Source organism: Streptomyces physcomitrii (assembly GCF_012273655.1).
GTDB classification, from domain to species: domain Bacteria; phylum Actinomycetota; class Actinomycetes; order Streptomycetales; family Streptomycetaceae; genus Streptomyces; species Streptomyces physcomitrii.
Window position 1 is genome coordinate 148,361 of the sequence record NZ_JAAWWP010000007.1, and the last position, 15,180, is coordinate 163,540.

At 73.6% G+C, this 15,180-nt stretch carries 10 protein-coding genes; 8 read left to right on the forward strand and 2 right to left on the reverse strand.

What is annotated here, in order from left to right:
• Window positions 1-102: 102 nt before the first annotated feature.
• The 5 genes from HFV08_RS13910 (at window position 103) to HFV08_RS13930 (ending at window position 9,694) form a co-directional block, all read left to right on the forward strand.
• Window positions 103-1,626, forward strand: a complete 1,524-nt coding sequence (locus HFV08_RS13910; protein ID WP_168539330.1) for a cytochrome ubiquinol oxidase subunit I — start codon at window positions 103-105, stop codon at window positions 1,624-1,626.
• 54 nt (window positions 1,627-1,680) lie between these two features.
• Complete coding sequence (gene cydB, locus HFV08_RS13915; protein ID WP_168539332.1) at window positions 1,681-2,685, forward strand: cytochrome d ubiquinol oxidase subunit II; 1,005 nt, start codon at window positions 1,681-1,683, stop codon at window positions 2,683-2,685.
• 37 nt (window positions 2,686-2,722) lie between these two features.
• The gene (gene cydD, locus HFV08_RS13920; protein ID WP_312885596.1) at window positions 2,723-6,670 is read left to right on the forward strand and encodes a thiol reductant ABC exporter subunit CydD; all 3,948 of its coding nucleotides are present in this window, start codon (window positions 2,723-2,725) and stop codon (window positions 6,668-6,670) included.
• Between the two features lie 191 nt (window positions 6,671-6,861).
• Window positions 6,862-8,430: a sensor histidine kinase gene (locus tag HFV08_RS13925; protein WP_168539583.1), complete on the forward strand. Its 1,569-nt coding sequence runs from the start codon at window positions 6,862-6,864 to the stop codon at window positions 8,428-8,430.
• Between the two features lie 130 nt (window positions 8,431-8,560).
• Complete coding sequence (locus HFV08_RS13930; protein ID WP_168539334.1) at window positions 8,561-9,694, forward strand: M23 family metallopeptidase; 1,134 nt, start codon at window positions 8,561-8,563, stop codon at window positions 9,692-9,694.
• 89 nt (window positions 9,695-9,783) lie between these two features.
• Here HFV08_RS13930 and HFV08_RS13935 read toward each other — a convergent pair whose 3' ends face one another.
• On the reverse strand, window positions 9,784-10,653 hold the full coding sequence (locus HFV08_RS13935; RefSeq protein WP_168539336.1) for an HAD family hydrolase: 870 nt from the start codon (window positions 10,651-10,653) through the stop codon (window positions 9,784-9,786).
• A gap of 130 nt (window positions 10,654-10,783) precedes the next feature.
• Between HFV08_RS13935 and HFV08_RS13940 the strand changes: the two genes are divergently transcribed.
• Window positions 10,784-11,680: an LLM class flavin-dependent oxidoreductase gene (locus HFV08_RS13940; RefSeq protein WP_168539338.1), complete on the forward strand. Its 897-nt coding sequence runs from the start codon at window positions 10,784-10,786 to the stop codon at window positions 11,678-11,680.
• 283 nt (window positions 11,681-11,963) lie between these two features.
• On the opposite strand, the gene HFV08_RS13945 is transcribed toward HFV08_RS13940, so the two are convergent.
• A complete protein-coding gene (locus HFV08_RS13945; RefSeq protein ID WP_168539340.1) occupies window positions 11,964-12,512 on the reverse strand; it encodes an RNA 2'-phosphotransferase in 549 nt (182 codons plus the stop codon).
• 516 nt (window positions 12,513-13,028) lie between these two features.
• On the opposite strand from HFV08_RS13945, the gene HFV08_RS13950 reads away from it, so the two are divergent.
• Window positions 13,029-14,045: an ABC transporter ATP-binding protein gene (locus HFV08_RS13950; protein WP_052482391.1), complete on the forward strand. Its 1,017-nt coding sequence runs from the start codon at window positions 13,029-13,031 to the stop codon at window positions 14,043-14,045.
• On the forward strand, window positions 14,035-14,991 hold the full coding sequence (locus HFV08_RS13955; protein ID WP_246341723.1) for an ABC transporter permease subunit: 957 nt from the start codon (window positions 14,035-14,037) through the stop codon (window positions 14,989-14,991). Before HFV08_RS13950 ends, HFV08_RS13955 begins: the two co-directional genes overlap by 11 nt.
• Window positions 14,992-15,180 lie beyond the last annotated feature (189 nt).

Below are 15,180 nucleotides of genomic sequence, written 5' to 3' on the forward strand. Positions count from 1 at the left end.
GTGAATGTGAACGCGTTCACAAGCGCGTCCCGTTACTCCCGATATCTGGGTGAGCAAAGCGGCGAATCGCCGCGGCGGCCCCCGCGCAAAGGAGATGACGACGTGGACCTGGCACTGGCACCGGAGACCCTGTCGCGCTGGCAGTTCGGCATCACCACCGTCTACCACTTCCTGTTCGTCCCGCTGACCATCTCGCTGGCCTCCCTCACCGCGGGCCTGGAGACGGCCTGGGTGCGGACCGGCAAGGAGAAGTACCTCAGGGCGACCATGTTCTGGGGCAAGCTCTTCCTGATCAACATCGCCATGGGTGTGGTCACCGGCATCGTGCAGGAGTTCCAGTTCGGCATGAACTGGTCGGACTACTCCCGCTTCGTCGGCGACGTCTTCGGCGCCCCGCTCGCCTTCGAGGCGCTGATCGCCTTCTTCTTCGAGTCCACCTTCATCGGCCTGTGGATCTTCGGCTGGGACAAGCTGCCGAAGCGGATCCATGTGGCCTGCATGTGGATGGTCGCGCTCGGCACCATCCTCTCCGCGTACTTCATCCTGGCCGCCAACTCCTGGATGCAGCACCCGGTCGGCTACCGGCTCGACAAGGGCTCGGGCCGCGCCGAGCTGACCGACTTCTGGCTGGTGCTCACCCAGAACACCGCCCTCGCCCAGGCCTTCCACACCCTCGCGGCCGCCTTCCTCACCGGCGGCGCCTTCATGGTCGGCATCGCCGCCTTCCACCTGCGGCGCGGCAAGCACGTACCCGTGATGCGGACCTCGCTGCGCCTCGGCCTGATCACCGTGGTGATCGCCGGACTGCTCACCGCGGTCAGCGGCGACCTGCTCGGCAAGGTCATGTTCAAGCAGCAGCCGATGAAGATGGCCGCGGCCGAGGCGCTCTGGGACGGCGAGAAGCCCGCACCCTTCTCCGTCTTCGCCTACGGGGACGTCGACAAGGGCCACAACTCGGTCGCCGTGCAGATCCCCGGCGTGCTCTCCTTCCTCGCCCACGACGACTTCAGCTCGTACGTCCCCGGCATCAACGACGTCAACAAGGCCGAGCAGGAACGGTTCGGCCCCGGCGACTACCGGCCCACCATCCCGGTCGCCTACTGGGGCTTCCGCTGGATGATCGGCTTCGGGATGACCTCCTTCGCCCTGGGCGCCCTCGGCCTCTGGCTCACCCGCAAGAAGTTCCTGCTGCCCCGGCGGCTGCGCACCGGCGAGGAGGAGGTGCCGCGGCTGGTCCTGCTGCGCGCGCCCCTCGGCGCCCGGCTCAGCCGCTGGTACTGGCGGCTCGCGGTGTGGACCCTCGCCTTCCCGCTGATCGCCGGCTCCTGGGGCTGGATCTTCACCGAGATGGGCCGCCAGCCCTGGGTGGTCTACGGACTCTTCCAGACCCGCGACGCCGTCTCCCCCGGCGTCTCCCAGGGCGAGGTGATCCTCTCCATGACCGTCTTCACCCTGCTCTACGCGGTACTCGCCGTCATCGAGGTCCGCCTCCTCATCAAGTACGTCAAGGCCGGACCGCCCGAGCTGACCGAGGACGACCTCCACCCGCCCACCCGGATCGGCGGCGGCCACGGAGACGGCGACGGGGACGCGCAGCAGGACCGGCCCATGGCCTTCTCCTACTGACCGCCCCGCCCGCCCCCACGGCCCGACCCACCCCGCGAAAGGACCGGAACCGCGATGGAACTCCACGACCTCTGGTTCGTCGTCATCGCCGTCCTGTGGACCGGCTACTTCTTCCTGGAGGGCTTCGACTTCGGGATCGGCGTCCTGACCAAGCTCCTCGCCCGCGACCGCCCGGAGCGCCGGGTGCTGATCAACACCATCGGCCCGGTCTGGGACGGCAACGAGGTCTGGCTGCTCTCCGCGGCCGGCGCGACCTTCGCCGCCTTCCCCGAGTGGTACGCCACCCTCTTCTCCGGCTTCTATCTGCCGCTGCTCGCGATCCTGATCTGCCTGATCGTGCGCGGCGTCGCCTTCGAGTACCGGGTCAAGCGCTCCGGGGAACGCTGGCAGCGCAACTGGGAGCACGCCCTGTTCTGGTGCTCGCTGCTGCCCGCGATCCTGTGGGGGGTGGCCTTCGGCAACATCGTCCACGGGGTCGAGATCGACGCCGACAAGGAGTACGTGGGCGGCCTCCTCGACCTGCTGAACCCGTACGCCCTGCTCGGCGGGGCGGTGACGCTGAGCCTCTTCACCTTCCACGGGGCGGTCTTCGCCGCGCTCAAGACGACGGGGGAGATCCGCTACCGGGCCCGCTCCTGCGCGACCTGGCTCGGGCTGCTCGCCACCGGGCTCGCCGCGGCCTTCCTGCTCTGGACCCAGGCGGACCAGGGCAAGGGGTCGAGCCTGGCGGTGCTGATCGTCGCCCTCCTCGCGCTGGCGGTGGCGGTCGGGGCGATCAGGGCGGGCCGGGAGGGCTGGTCCTTCGCCTTCTCCGGGCTCGCCATCGTGGCCACCGTCGCGGTGTTCTTCCTGGTCCTCTTCCCCGCGGTGATGCCCTCCTCGCTGGACGAGAAGTGGAGCCTGACGGTGAGCAACGCCTCCTCCAGCCCGTACACGCTGCGGCTGATGAGCTGGTGTGCGCTGATCGCCACCCCGCTCGTCCTGCTCTACCAGTCCTGGACGTACTGGGTCTTCCGCAAGCGGATCGGCACCCAGCACCTCGCCGACAGCGCGCACTGACGGTCCCCGGCCCCGCTGCCCCCAGGTGGTGTTTCACGTGAAACCAATCGACCCCCGGCTCCTGCGCCACGCCCGTGCCACCCGGCTCTTCCTGATCCTGCTCGTCCTGCTCGGGGCGGCCGGGGCCGGACTGCTCATCGCCCAGGCCACGCTGCTCGCCGAGATCGTGGTCGGCGCCTTCCAGGACGGGCTCTCGGCGCGAGCGCTGCGCACCCCGCTGCTCCTGCTGCTCGCCGTCGCGCTCGGCCGGGGCGCGGTCGGCTGGCTGACCGAACTGGCCGCGCACCGGGCGAGCGCCGCCGCCAAGTCCGAACTGCGCGGGCGGCTCCTCGGCCACGCCGGGCAACTCGGCCCGGACCGCATCCCCGGCCAGGACACCGGCTCCCTGGTGGTCCTCGCCACCCGCGGAGTGGACGCCCTGGACGACTACTTCGCCCGCTACCTGCCCCAACTCGCCCTGGCCGTGGTGGTGCCGGTGGCCGTCCTCGCCCGGATCGTCACCGAGGACTGGATCTCGGCGGCGGTCATCGCGGGCACCCTGCCGCTGATCCCCGTGTTCATGGTGCTGATCGGCTGGGCCACCCAGTCCCGGACGGACCGGCAGTGGCAGTTGCTCGCGCGGCTCTCCGGCCACTTCCTCGATGTGGTGGCCGGGCTGCCGACGCTCAAGGTCTTCGGCCGGGCCAAGGCCCAGGCCGAGTCGATCCGCCGGATCACCGGCGACTACCGCCGCGCGACGATGCGCACCCTGCGCATCGCCTTCCTCTCCTCCTTCGCCCTCGAACTCCTCGCCACCCTCTCCGTCGCCCTGGTCGCGGTGGGCATCGGCATGCGCCTGGTCCACGGCGAACTCGGCCTCTTCGCGGGCCTGGTGATCCTCATCCTCGCCCCCGAGGCCTATCTCCCCCTGCGCCAGGTCGGCGCCCAGTTCCACGCCGCCGCCGAGGGCCTCTCCGCCGCCGAGAACCTCTTCGCCGTACTGGAGACACCGCTTCCGGCGGCGGGGGCGGGGGCGCTTCCCGTGGGGGGTGCGGGTTCGCCTTCGGCGGCGGGTCCGGCTTCGCTCTCGGGCGCGGTGCCGCCTTCCGTGGCGGGTGCGACTCCGCTTCCCGTGACGGGTACGGCTTCGCTTTCGGCGGTCGGCACGGAGTCGCTGCCCGCCTCCGGTACGACGGAGTCGCTGCCCTCCTCCACCCGTACGGTCGCCTTCCCGCCCGGGGAGCTGCGGTGCGAGCGGGTGACGGTGCGCTATCCGGGCCGCTCCGCCCCGGCCGTCGAGGACGTCTCGCTCACCGTGCGGCCCGGCGAGGTCGTGGCGCTGACCGGCCCGAGCGGCTGCGGAAAGTCCACGCTGCTGCGCGTGCTGCTCGGACTCGTACGCCCGGCGGAGGGCCGGGTGAGCCTCGCCGGGACGGACCTGGCCGGGATCGCCCCCGCCCGCTGGCACGAGCAGATCGCCTGGGTGCCGCAGCACCCGCAGCTCTACGCGGGCACCCTCGCCGAGAACATCCGCCTGGCCCGCCCCGAAGCCACCGAGGCGGAGGTCCGCCGCGCGCTCGCCGACGCGGGCGCCCTCGACTTCACCGAGGCGCTCCCCGAGGGCCTCGGCACCCGCCTCGGCGAGGACGGCGCCGGACTCTCCGCGGGCCAGCGCCAGCGCCTCGCCCTGGCCCGCGCCTTCCTCGCCGACCGCCCGGTCCTGCTGCTCGACGAGCCCACCGCCGCCCTCGACGGCGCCACCGAGGAGGAGATCGTCGCCGCGATCCGCCGCCTCGCGACCGGCCGCACGGTCCTGCTCGTCGTCCACCGGCCCGCCCTCCTCGCCCTCGCGGACCGGGTGGTGCGCCTCGGTGGGGCGGGGGAGGCGGACCAGGCCCACGAGGCGGGCGGTACGAGCGGGGCGGGCCCGGGCATCGGGACCGGCCAGGCCACCGCAATCGGCCAGATCGGCGAGATCGCCCCCTCGGCCCAGGTCGCCGACGTCGCCCACTCGGCCCAGGTCACCGACGCCGGAGAGATCGGCGAAGCAGCCCACACGGGCCAGGTCGCCGAAGTCGGCGAGATCAGCGAGGCAGCCCACACGGGCCAGGTCGCCGAAGTCGGCGAGATCAGCGAGGCAGCTCATCGGAGCCGGCTCACCGAACGCCGCGGCGCTGCCCGCCGCGCTGGTGCCCAGCGCCGTCCTCCTCCCCTCCGCCCCCTCGCCCGCCTGCGTGCCCTGGCCCGGGTGCGGCGGGCGCGGCTCGGGCTGGCGCTGCTGCTCGGCGCGCTGGCGCTCGGCAGTGCGGTCGGGCTGATGGCCACCTCCGGCTGGCTGATCTCCCGGGCCTCGGAGCAGCCGCCGGTGCTGTACCTGATGGTCGCCGTGACGGCCACCCGCGCCTTCGGGATCGGCCGGGCGGTCTTCCGGTACGCGGAGCGTCTGGTCGCGCACGAGGCCGTACTGCGGATGCTGGCCGACACCCGGGTCGCCGTCTTCCGCCGCCTGGAGGCGCTGGCCCCCTCCGGACTGCGCCGCACCCGGCGCGGCGACCTGCTCTCCCGGCTGGTCGCCGATGTCGACGCGCTCCAGGACTACTGGCTGCGCTGGCTGCTCCCGGCCGGTGCCGCCGTACTCGTCGGGGGCCTCTCGGCGGGGTTCTCGGCCTGGCTGCTGCCCGAAGCCGGTGCGGTGCTCGCCGCCGGCCTGCTGCTCGCCGGGGCCGGGGTCCCGCTGCTCGCCGCGGCCCTGGCCCGCCGTACCGAACGCCGGCTGGCCCCGGCGCGCGGGGCGCTGGCCACCCGGGTCACCGACCTGCTCACCGGCACCGCGGAGCTGACGGTCGCGGGCGCCCTCGGCTCCCGTACCGCCGCCGCGCGGGGGGCCGACGCGGAGCTGACCCGGATCGCCTCCCGGGCGGCGGCCGTCAGCGCCCTCGGCAACGGCCTCACCGCGCTGCTCTGCGGGCTGACCCTCGCGGCGACGGCGCCGCTCGGTGTGGCCGCGGTGGGCGCGGGACGCCTCGACGGGGTGCAGCTCGCCGTGGTCCTCCTGCTGCCGCTCGCCGCCTTCGAGTGCGTCCTCGGGATGCCGGTGGCGGTGCAGTACCGGCAGCGGGTGCGGGCGAGCGCACGGCGCGTGTACGAGGTCCTGGACGCCCCGGAGCCGGTGCCCGATCCCGTACCGGAGGCGCCCGCGCCCGCCTCGCCCTTCCCGCTGCGGCTCCGCGGCCTCACCGCCCGCCACGAGGGCGCCGGCCGGGACGCGCTCGGCGCCCTCGACCTCACCCTGCGCGAGGGCAGGCGGATCGCCGTGGTGGGCCCCTCAGGGTCCGGCAAGACCACCCTCGCCCAGGTGCTGCTGCGTTTCGTGGACGTACGGGACGGGAGCTACACCCTCGGCGGGACGGACGTACGGGAACTGTCCGGGGACACCGTGCGCGAGACCGTGGGCCTGTGCGCCCAGGACGCGCATCTCTTCGACTCCTCGCTGCGCGAGAACCTGCTGCTCGCCCGGAAGGGAGCCACCGAGGAGGAGGTGCGCGGGGCGCTCGCCGCGGCCCGGCTGCTCGACTGGGTGGACTCGCTGCCGCGGGGGATCGACACCCTGGTCGGCGAGCACGGCCGGGAGCTCTCGGGCGGTCAGCGCCAGCGCCTCGCCCTGGCGCGGGCCCTGCTCGCCGCCTTCCCCGTCCTCGTCCTCGACGAACCGGCCGAGCACCTGGACCTGGAGACGGCGGACGCCCTCACCCGCGACCTGCTCACGGCGACCGAGGGCCGCACCACGGTGCTGATCACCCACCGGCTCGCCGGGCTCGAAGCCGTCGACGAGGTCCTGGTCCTCGACGAGGGCCGCGTGGTGCAGCGCGGCCGGTACGCGGACCTCCTCGCCCGGCCGGGCCCGCTGCGCCGCATGCGCGAGCGCGAGAGCGCCGCGGACCTGCTGACCCCGCGTCCCCGGCCCCGGCCGCCGAGCACCACCGCGGCCCCTCTGGTCACCACCTGAACCGAGGCGCCCCGACCGGAACCGCGTCACCGCCGACCGACTTTCCTCCGTAAACCGGACTAATTATCCTCGGAGGCATGCCGGAACCAGTGGGTACCGCGGCCGCACCGGGCGGAGCCGCGCCCCGGTCCGCGGACCAGGACGGCTCCGCGCGCGGACCCGGCGGACTGCCGCCCGAGCTGGCGGACGGGATGCCCCGCCTCCTGGAGGCGATGCGCTTCGTCGGGGCCGGGCTCGGCCTGCACACCACGCTGGACCGGATCGCGGCCATCGCCGCCGGGCTCGCGGACGCGCACTGCGCGGTCGTCGCGGTGCTGCCCGAGGACGGCGAGGGCAAGGTCGAGTACGTCTTCCACGGCGTCGAAGAGGAGACCCGGGACCGGATCCGCGCGCTTCCCGGGGGCCACCGGCGGATGCGGCAGGTGCTCGCCCGCAGCCACCCCGCGGCCGGGGCGGACCGGCACTGCATGGACGTGGCCATCCGGGTGCACGGCGCCCTCTTCGGCATGCTCTGCCTGGCCAAGAAGGAGGGCGGCGGGGAGTTCACCGCCAAGGACGTCACGCTGGTCCGCGCGATCGCCACCGAGGCGGGCATCGCCATCGGCAACTCCCGGCTCTACGAGGAGGCCAGCCAGCGGGAGCGCTGGATCGACGGATCGGTCGCGGTGACCACCGCCCTGCTCACCGCGAGCGACGCCGACGAGGCGCTCGAAGTCGTCGCCCAGCAGGCCCGCAGGCTCTCCGACTCGGCGGCCAGCGCCGTGCTGCTGCCCGCCGGGGAGGGCGGCCTGGAGGTGGTCGCCGTCGCCTCGGACCGCGCCCGGGAGGTCCTCGGCCGGATCGTCCCGCCCAGCAGCCGGGTGGTGCGGGAGGTGCTCGCCGGGCGGGCCGTGTTCCTCGAGGACGCGGCCACCCACGCCTGGATGACGGACTCCGTCGCCCGCAGCTACGGCCCCACCATGGTGCTGCCGCTGCAGAGCGACGGCCGGGTGCTCGGCGCCCTGATCACCCAGCGCCTGCGCGGCCGGAAGCCGTTCACCCGCGCCGACCGGACGCTGGCCACCCGCTTCGCCTCACAGGCGGCGCTGGCGCTGATGCTCGCCGACGCCCAGCGCGACCGGGAGCGCCTCGCGGTCTACGAGGACCGCGACCGTATCGCCCGCGACCTGCACGATCTGGTGATCCAGCGGCTGTTCGCGACCGGCATGATGCTGGAGAGCGCGCACCGCTCCTCGGCACAGCCGGAGGTGCGCACCGGCGTCGAGAAGGCCGTGGACGAACTCGACGTCACCATCCAGGAGATCCGCGGCGCCATCTTCGCCCTCCAGCAGGGCCCCGCCGAACGCCAGCCCGGGCTGCGGGCCCGGGTCCTGCGCGAGATCAGCATGGCCGCGGTGCCGCTGGGCTTCCGGCCCTCGTACCGCTTCCTCGGCCCGGTGGACACGGTGGGGCCCGACGCCGGGAAGAACCTGATCGCGGCGCTGCGCGAGATGCTCTCCAACGCCTACCGGCACGCGGAGGCCACCCGGATCGACGTCCGGGTGGACGCCACGGTCACCCTGGAGGACGGGCGGCGGGGCGTACGGCTGAGCGTCGCGGACGACGGTGTCGGCATCCCCCTTGAGGGCCGCCGCAGCGGCCTGGCCAACCTCGAACGGCGGGCCGAGTCCCTCGGCGGCACCAGCTGGCGCACCAGCGGCACCGGCCCCGGCGGGCGCGGCACCACGGTGCTGTGGCAGGTTCCCGTCGAGGCGGAGTGAGGTCCCTCCACCCGGTCCCGGCCGCCGTGTGCTGTTCGGCGGTACGCGGGTCGTCCGTACGGGGCAGGGCGTCGCCCGGGCGCAGGAGCAGCGGAGGCCGCGCCGGGCGGTCCGCGACACGATCCCTGACATGTCCTCATGTCCCGCCCGCCACCGCCGCCTCCGGTCCCGTCCGCTGCTCGTACCGGTCCTGCCGGCGCTGCTCTGCGCACTCCTCGGCCTCGGCGCGCCCACCGCGGCGGCGGACCCCGCGGGCGGCGCGGACGCGGCGGGGGGTACGGCCGGTGCCCGGGTGGCGCGGCTGTACCAGGAGGCGGCCCGGGCGAGCGAGGCCTACGAGCGGGGGCGTCTGGCCGCCGCCGAGCAGCAGGCGAAGGCGGCCCGGATCCAGCGGCTGCTCGCCCTGGAACGGCAGCGCACCCACGCGCTCCACCGCGACCTCGGACGGCTGGCCCGCGAGCAGTACCGGGGCAGCGGCGGCCTCCCGTACGCGGCGGGCATGCTGCTCGCGGCCGACCCGGAGGAGATGCTGCGCGGCTCGCGGATCGCCGCGCACGCGAACCTCGCCGTCGACAACGCGGTCACCCGCAGCCGCACCGCCGCCCGGCGGCTCGCCGCGAGCGAGCGGGAGGCTGCGGTGGCCCGGCGCGCGCTCGACCGGCAGACCGCCGCACTGGACCGCCTGAAGAAGAGCGTCAAGGAGCGCCTCGGCCAGGCGCAGTGGACCCTGCAGGGCGAGGCCGACCAGGCGGTGGCGGCGGGCAGCTGCCCCGGCGCCACCCGCCCGGAAGGACCGGAGGAACCGGCCCCCGGTCCCTGGGTGGCACCGGTGGCCGGGTACCAGCTCTCGGCCGGTTTCGACAGCGCGGGCGCCCACTGGTCCCACCGGCACACCGGTCAGGACTTCGCGGTACCGATCGGCACACCGGTACGGGCGGCCGGGGCGGGCCGGGTGGTGCGGGTCTCCTGCGGCGGCGGCTTCGGCATGGAGATCGTGCTTGCCCATCCGAACGGCTACTTCACCCAGTACGCGCACCTCGCCTCCCCCGCCGTCGACCAGGGCGAGCGGGTACGGGCCGGTCAGCGCATCGGCCAGTCCGGCACCAGCGGCAACTCCACCGGCCCCCACCTGCACTTCGAGGTCCGGCTCACCGAGGAGATGGGCTCGGCGGTCGACCCGGTGCCATGGCTCGCCGAGCACGGGGTCGTGGTGGGGGACGAGAGCGGAGGGGGCGACGGGAGCGGGGCCGGGGGCGGGGGGTGAGCGGATCCGGGGGAGTCGGGGCGGGGTGCCGGGCTGCACCGGGCCGGGTCGCTCGGCCGCCCACCGCCCGACTCAGCGTGCCGCCCAACTCAGCGCGCCGCAAGGATCCGTTCGATGACGGCGGCGACCCCGTCCTCCTCGTTGGTCAGGGTGCGGTGCCCGGCGGCGGCGAGCACCGTCGGGTGGGCGTTGCCCATCGCGTAACCGGCGCCCGACCAGCTGAGCATCTCGATGTCGTTGGGCATGTCCCCGAAGGCGACCACCTCGCTCGGGGAGATGCCGCGCTCGGCGCAGCACTCCTCCAGGGTGCTCGCCTTGGAGACCCCGGGACCGCTGATCTCCAGGAGCGCACCGGCGCTGGACCGGGTGAGCACGGCGCGGTCCCCGACGGCCTCGCGCCCCCGGGTCAGGAAGGCGTCCGGGTCCATCGAGGGGTGCCGGGCGAGCACCTTCAGGATGGGCTCGGTGCCGCCCGCCCCGCCCTCGGCGAGCAGCTTCTCGGCGGGGGCGACAAGGTCCTCGGCCTCGACGTACAGGCGCGGGTAAGTGGGTTCGTGCTGGAGCCCGTGGCCGGTGCGCTCGATGGCGAAGCTGGTGCCCGGGGCGAGCGCGCGCAGCAACTCGACGACCTCCAGGGCCGCCGCCCGGGCCAGCGGACGCAGCTTGACGAAGCGGTTCTCGCCGGGGGCGGAGGCCATGTCGACGACGGCGGCCCCGTTGTTGCAGATCGCCAGGCCGTGGCCGTGCACATAGTCCTTGACGGGCTCCATCCAGCGCAGCGGCCGCCCGGTCACGAAGAACACGTCGATCCCCGCCGCCTCGGCCGCGGCCAGCGCCGAGACCGTACGCGGGGAGACCGTCTTGTCCTCCCGCAGCAACGTTCCGTCAAGATCGGTGGCGATCAGTCGCGGCGGGGCGGGCCAGGGCCGGCCGGGGCGTGGTGTGGTCACGGTCCGCATTCTGGCGCATATGCCTGCGGAGCCGGGAGGGGAGTGCCGAACCCGGTACCGCGCGGGCCCGGATGTCCGCCTTCGCCCCCGGATCCGGGCGCGAACCCGCGATCCGGCGGCAGGCCGTAGGGTCGGCGGCATGCGCTTGAGCACGGTGATCCTCCCCATCCACCGATGGAGCGAGGGACAGCAGACCTGGCGGCGGGCCGAGGACCTCGGTTTCCATGCCGCGTACACCTACGACCACCTGTCCTGGCGGTACCCCTTCCGCGACGGCCCCTGGTTCGGTGCCCTGCCGACCCTGACCGCCGCCGCGGGGGTCACCCGGCGCCTGCGGCTCGGCACGCTGGTCACCTCGCCGAACTTCCGGCACCCGGTGACGCTGGCCAAGGAGCTGATCTCGCTCGACGACATCTCCGGCGGGCGGGTCACCCTCGGTATCGGCGCCGGGGGGACCGGGTTCGACGCCACCGCGCTCGGCCAGGAGCTGTGGACCCCGCGCGAACGCGCCGACCGCCTGGGGGAGTTCATGCCGCTGCTCGACCGGCTGCTCACCGAGGCCGAGGTCTCTCACGAGGGGGCGTACTACTCCGCGCACGAGGCGCGCAACATCCCCGGCTGCCTCCAGCGCCCCCGGCTGCCCTTCGCGGTGGCCGCGACCGGACCGCGCGGGCTGCGGCTCGCCGCGCGCCACGGGCAGGCCTGGGTGACGACCGGCGACCCGAAGCTGTACGAGTCGGGCACCCCGGAGCAGTCGGTCGAGGCGCTGCGGCGGCAGGCCGCCGGGCTCGACGCGGCCTGCGCGGAGGTCGGCCGGGACCCGCGGGAACTCGACCGGATCCTGCTCACCGGGTTCACCCCGGACCGGGCCCGGCCGCTGGACTCCGTCGGCGCCTTCGTCGACTTCGCCGGGCGGCACCGGGAGTTGGGCTTCACCGAGATCGTGGTGCACTGGCCGATCCCCGACTCGGACTTCGCCGCGGACCAGGACGTCTTCGAGAAGATCGCCGTCGAGGCGGCCGCCCAACTGGGCTGAGGCGGCGTGCAGTTGGGCTGAGGCACCCGCGCGACCGGGCTGAGGCGGCCTTGCGACCCGGGCTGGGGCAGCCGTCAACTGGGCTGTCGTAGTCGCGTGGCTGGGTGGAAGCTGCCGGCCGCTGCGCCCGTAACGAACGGGCCGCCCAACCCCCTTGCACAGCAACGCCCCTGACGTCGCATCAGCCGTCAGCCCGCCCTGTGGACAACTACTCCGCGCCTGTGCACATCCAACAGGCAGCGCCGTCGAGTTTCAGCCGAGTCGGCGGCTGGGGGTCCGAGGCTCAGGGGGAGGCCGGGAACCGCAGGTAGGAAGGGGGTACGGCGGCTGTGAGCCAGACGCCGTTGGCGCTGCGGCGGAACTCGTGGCCGGCCGCGTGCATGGCCGGGGCGTCGACCGTGAGGATCACGGGCCGTCCTCTGCGGGCGCCGACCCGGGTGGCCGTCTCCCGGTCGGGCGAGAGGTGGACATCGTGCCGGTCCATCGGCCGCAGGCCCTCGGCGCGGATCGCGGGCAGATGGCGGTCCACCGTGCCGTGGTAGAGCGGGCCGGGCGGGACGCTCGGGGAAAGGCCCAGGTCAACAGGGATGGAGTGGCCCTGGCTTGCCCGGATCCGGGTGCCGTCGACGGCGAAGCGCTGCTTGTCGTTGGCCGCGACCACCTGGTCGAGTTCCGCCCGGCTGAGGCGGAAGCCGTGTGCGGCCGCGGCCGCGAGCAGGGCGTCGATCTCGACCCAGCCCGCCTCGTCCGGCACCAGGCCGATGCGCTCGGGCTGATGGCGCAGGTGGAGCGAGAGGTACTTGGACACCGTGACGGTGCGTCGTTCGTTCATGTCCGTTGAGAGTGCAGGCTTGTCCGGATCCTGTCCACGCGATTTTGCGTGCGGATGTTTGATCCACAGTGCACATGAGTTATCCACAGGCTGAGGGCCATTTCTGTGGACAACTCCCTTGCGGGGCACGGTCTTTGGCCATGGCTCGGCCCGGGGCCCGAAGGCAAGTCGAGGAAGGCAGAAGGCAAGTCGAGGAAGGCAGAAGGAAGTCAGCTGAAGGAAAGTCAGCCGAAGAAGGGCCGAAGGAGGGTTGACGCTACCCCCGCCCCGGAAACGGGTCCAGCCGTACGACAGAACCCGCCCCCCCCCGGGCCGCCGGGAACCCGTCCCCCCACCCGCTCGTTGTCCCCGACAGCGCCCCACCCCCGAACCACCACCCCGGAAGCTTCTCCCCCTCTTCCCCCTCCCTCCTTCCCCCTCTTCCCCTACGGGCCCGTAGTCCCGCAGACGTACGAGCCAACGCTCCTCTGGTCTGACGCCGTGGTGCCCCGGCACCCCTACGGTCGAGGGGTGACTGTGATCCTGACCGAAAGCCTGAGCAAGCGGTTCCCGCGGGTGACCGCCCTCGACCGGCTCAGCATGGAGATCGGGCCCGGTGTGACCGGGCTCGTCGGGGCGAACGGCGCGGGCAAGTCGACGCTGATCAAGATCCTGCTCGGCCTGTCCCCCGCCACCGAGGGCCGCGCCGCCGTGCTCGGCCTCGACGTCGCCACCGAGGGCGGCGCCATCCGCGAGCGCGTCGGCTACATGCCCGAGCACGACTGCCTGCCGCCCGATGTCTCCGCCACCGAGTTCGTCGTGCACATGGCGCGGATGTCGGGCCTGCCGCCCGCCGCCGCCCGCGAGCGCACCGCCGACACGCTGCGCCATGTCGGCCTGTACGAGGAGCGCTACCGTCCGATGGGCGGCTACTCGACGGGCATGAAGCAGCGGGTCAAACTGGCGCAGGCGCTGGTGCACGACCCGGAGCTGGTCTTCCTCGACGAGCCGACCAACGGCCTCGACCCGGTCGGCCGGGACGACATGCTCGGCCTGATCCGCCGGGTGCACACCGACTTCGGCATCTCGGTCCTGGTCACCTCCCACCTCCTCGGCGAGCTGGAGCGCACCTGCGACCACGTCGTCGTCATCGACGGCGGCGCCCTGCTGCGGTCCAGCTCCACCACCGACTTCACGCAGACCACCACCACCCTCGCGGTCGAGGTGACCGACACCGACGCCCACCCGGACGGCACCGGCGCGCTCCGCGAGGCGCTGGCCGCCAGGGGCATCACCGCCGAGACCGGCGACGGACTGCCCGGCGCCGGACATGTGCTGCTCTTCACCGCCGAGGGCGAGGAGACCTACGACCTGGTCCGCGACCTGGTCACCGACCTCGGCCTCGGCCTGGTCCGGATGGAACAGCGCAGGCACCACATCGCCGAGGTGTTCCGCGCGGAGGGCACCGCCGAGACCGCGGCCCCGGCCGCCGCCGACGCCGTACGACCCGGGCCCGGAACCGGACCCAAGGAGGTGGCCGGCCATGGCGGCTGAGCAGACCGGACAGAGCGGACCGGGCGGACCGGGCGGCGCCCTGCGCACCGCGCCCGCCCAGGGACCCCGCGGCGAGCAGTCCCGTATCCACAACATCGGCTACCGGCACTACGACGGCCCGCGCCTGGGCCGCGCCTACGCCCGCCGTTCGCTGTTCGTGCAGTCGCTGCGCGGCGCCTACGGACTCGGCCGCTCGGCGCGCTCCAAGGTGCTGCCGATGCTGCTCTTCGGCGTGATGGTGCTGCCCGCCGCGATCATCGTCGCGGTGGCGGTGACCACCGACATGAACAAGCTCCCGGTGGACTACCGGCGTTACGCGATCGTCCTGCAGGCGGTGATCGCCCTCTTCCTCGCCTCCCAGGCGCCGCAGGCGGTCTCCCTCGACCTGCGCTTCAAGACGGTGCCGCTCTACTTCTCGCGGCCCATCGAGCACCGCGACTACGTCGGCGCCAAGTACGCCGCGCTCGCCTCGGCCCTCTTCCTGCTCACCGCGCTGCCGGTGACGGTGCTCTATGTGGGCGCGCTCCTCGGCAAGCTCGACTTCGCCGACCAGACCAAGGGGTTTCTGCTGGGACTCGTCTCCGTCGCCCTGCTCTCGCTGCTCTTCGCCGGGATCGGGCTCGTCGTCTCGGCCGCCACCCCGCGCCGCGGCTTCGGTGTCGCCGCCGTGATCGCGCTGCTGACCATCCCCTTCGGCGCGGTCAGCACGGTGCAGGCCATCGCCCACGAGTCCGGCAACGCGGACGCGGTGCCCTGGCTCGGCCTGTTCTCGCCGATCACCCTCATCGACGGACTGCAGAGCGCCTTCCTCGGCGCCCCGTCCGCCTTCCCGGGGGCCGCGGAGCCCTCGGCCGCGGGCGGCGCGGTCTACCTGCTCGTCGTCCTCGGCGTGATCGCGGGCTGCTACGGCATCCTGGTCCGCCGCTACCGAAAGGCGGGGCTGTGAACCCTCTGCCCGTCTCCCGCAGCCGCGCCGCCGGCACCTCCAGGGGGTGTCTTCAGAGTCCCGCACGGCGCCCACGGCGCCCGGCACGCACTCTCGCCGCACCGGACGAAGGCCCAAGTAGCTCCGCTACGAGAACCTTCGCCCGGCACACCGAGCGCACGCACCGAACACCGCGGACACCACACAGGA

Bases quoted from the DNA above. Each gene is read 5' to 3' on its own strand.
- cydB (WP_168539332.1), top strand. From the start codon at position 1,681: ATGGAACTCCACGACCTCTGGTTCGTCGTCATCGCCGTCCTGTGGACC.
- HFV08_RS13925 (WP_168539583.1), top strand. From the start codon at position 6,862: ATGCCCCGCCTCCTGGAGGCGATGCGCTTCGTCGGGGCCGGGCTCGGC.
- HFV08_RS13930 (WP_168539334.1), top strand. From the start codon at position 8,561: ATGTCCTCATGTCCCGCCCGCCACCGCCGCCTCCGGTCCCGTCCGCTG.
- HFV08_RS13935 (WP_168539336.1), bottom strand. From the start codon at position 10,653: ATGCGGACCGTGACCACACCACGCCCCGGCCGGCCCTGGCCCGCCCCG.
- HFV08_RS13940 (WP_168539338.1), top strand. From the start codon at position 10,784: ATGCGCTTGAGCACGGTGATCCTCCCCATCCACCGATGGAGCGAGGGA.
- HFV08_RS13945 (WP_168539340.1), bottom strand. From the start codon at position 12,512: ATGAACGAACGACGCACCGTCACGGTGTCCAAGTACCTCTCGCTCCAC.
- HFV08_RS13955 (WP_246341723.1), top strand. From the start codon at position 14,035: ATGGCGGCTGAGCAGACCGGACAGAGCGGACCGGGCGGACCGGGCGGC.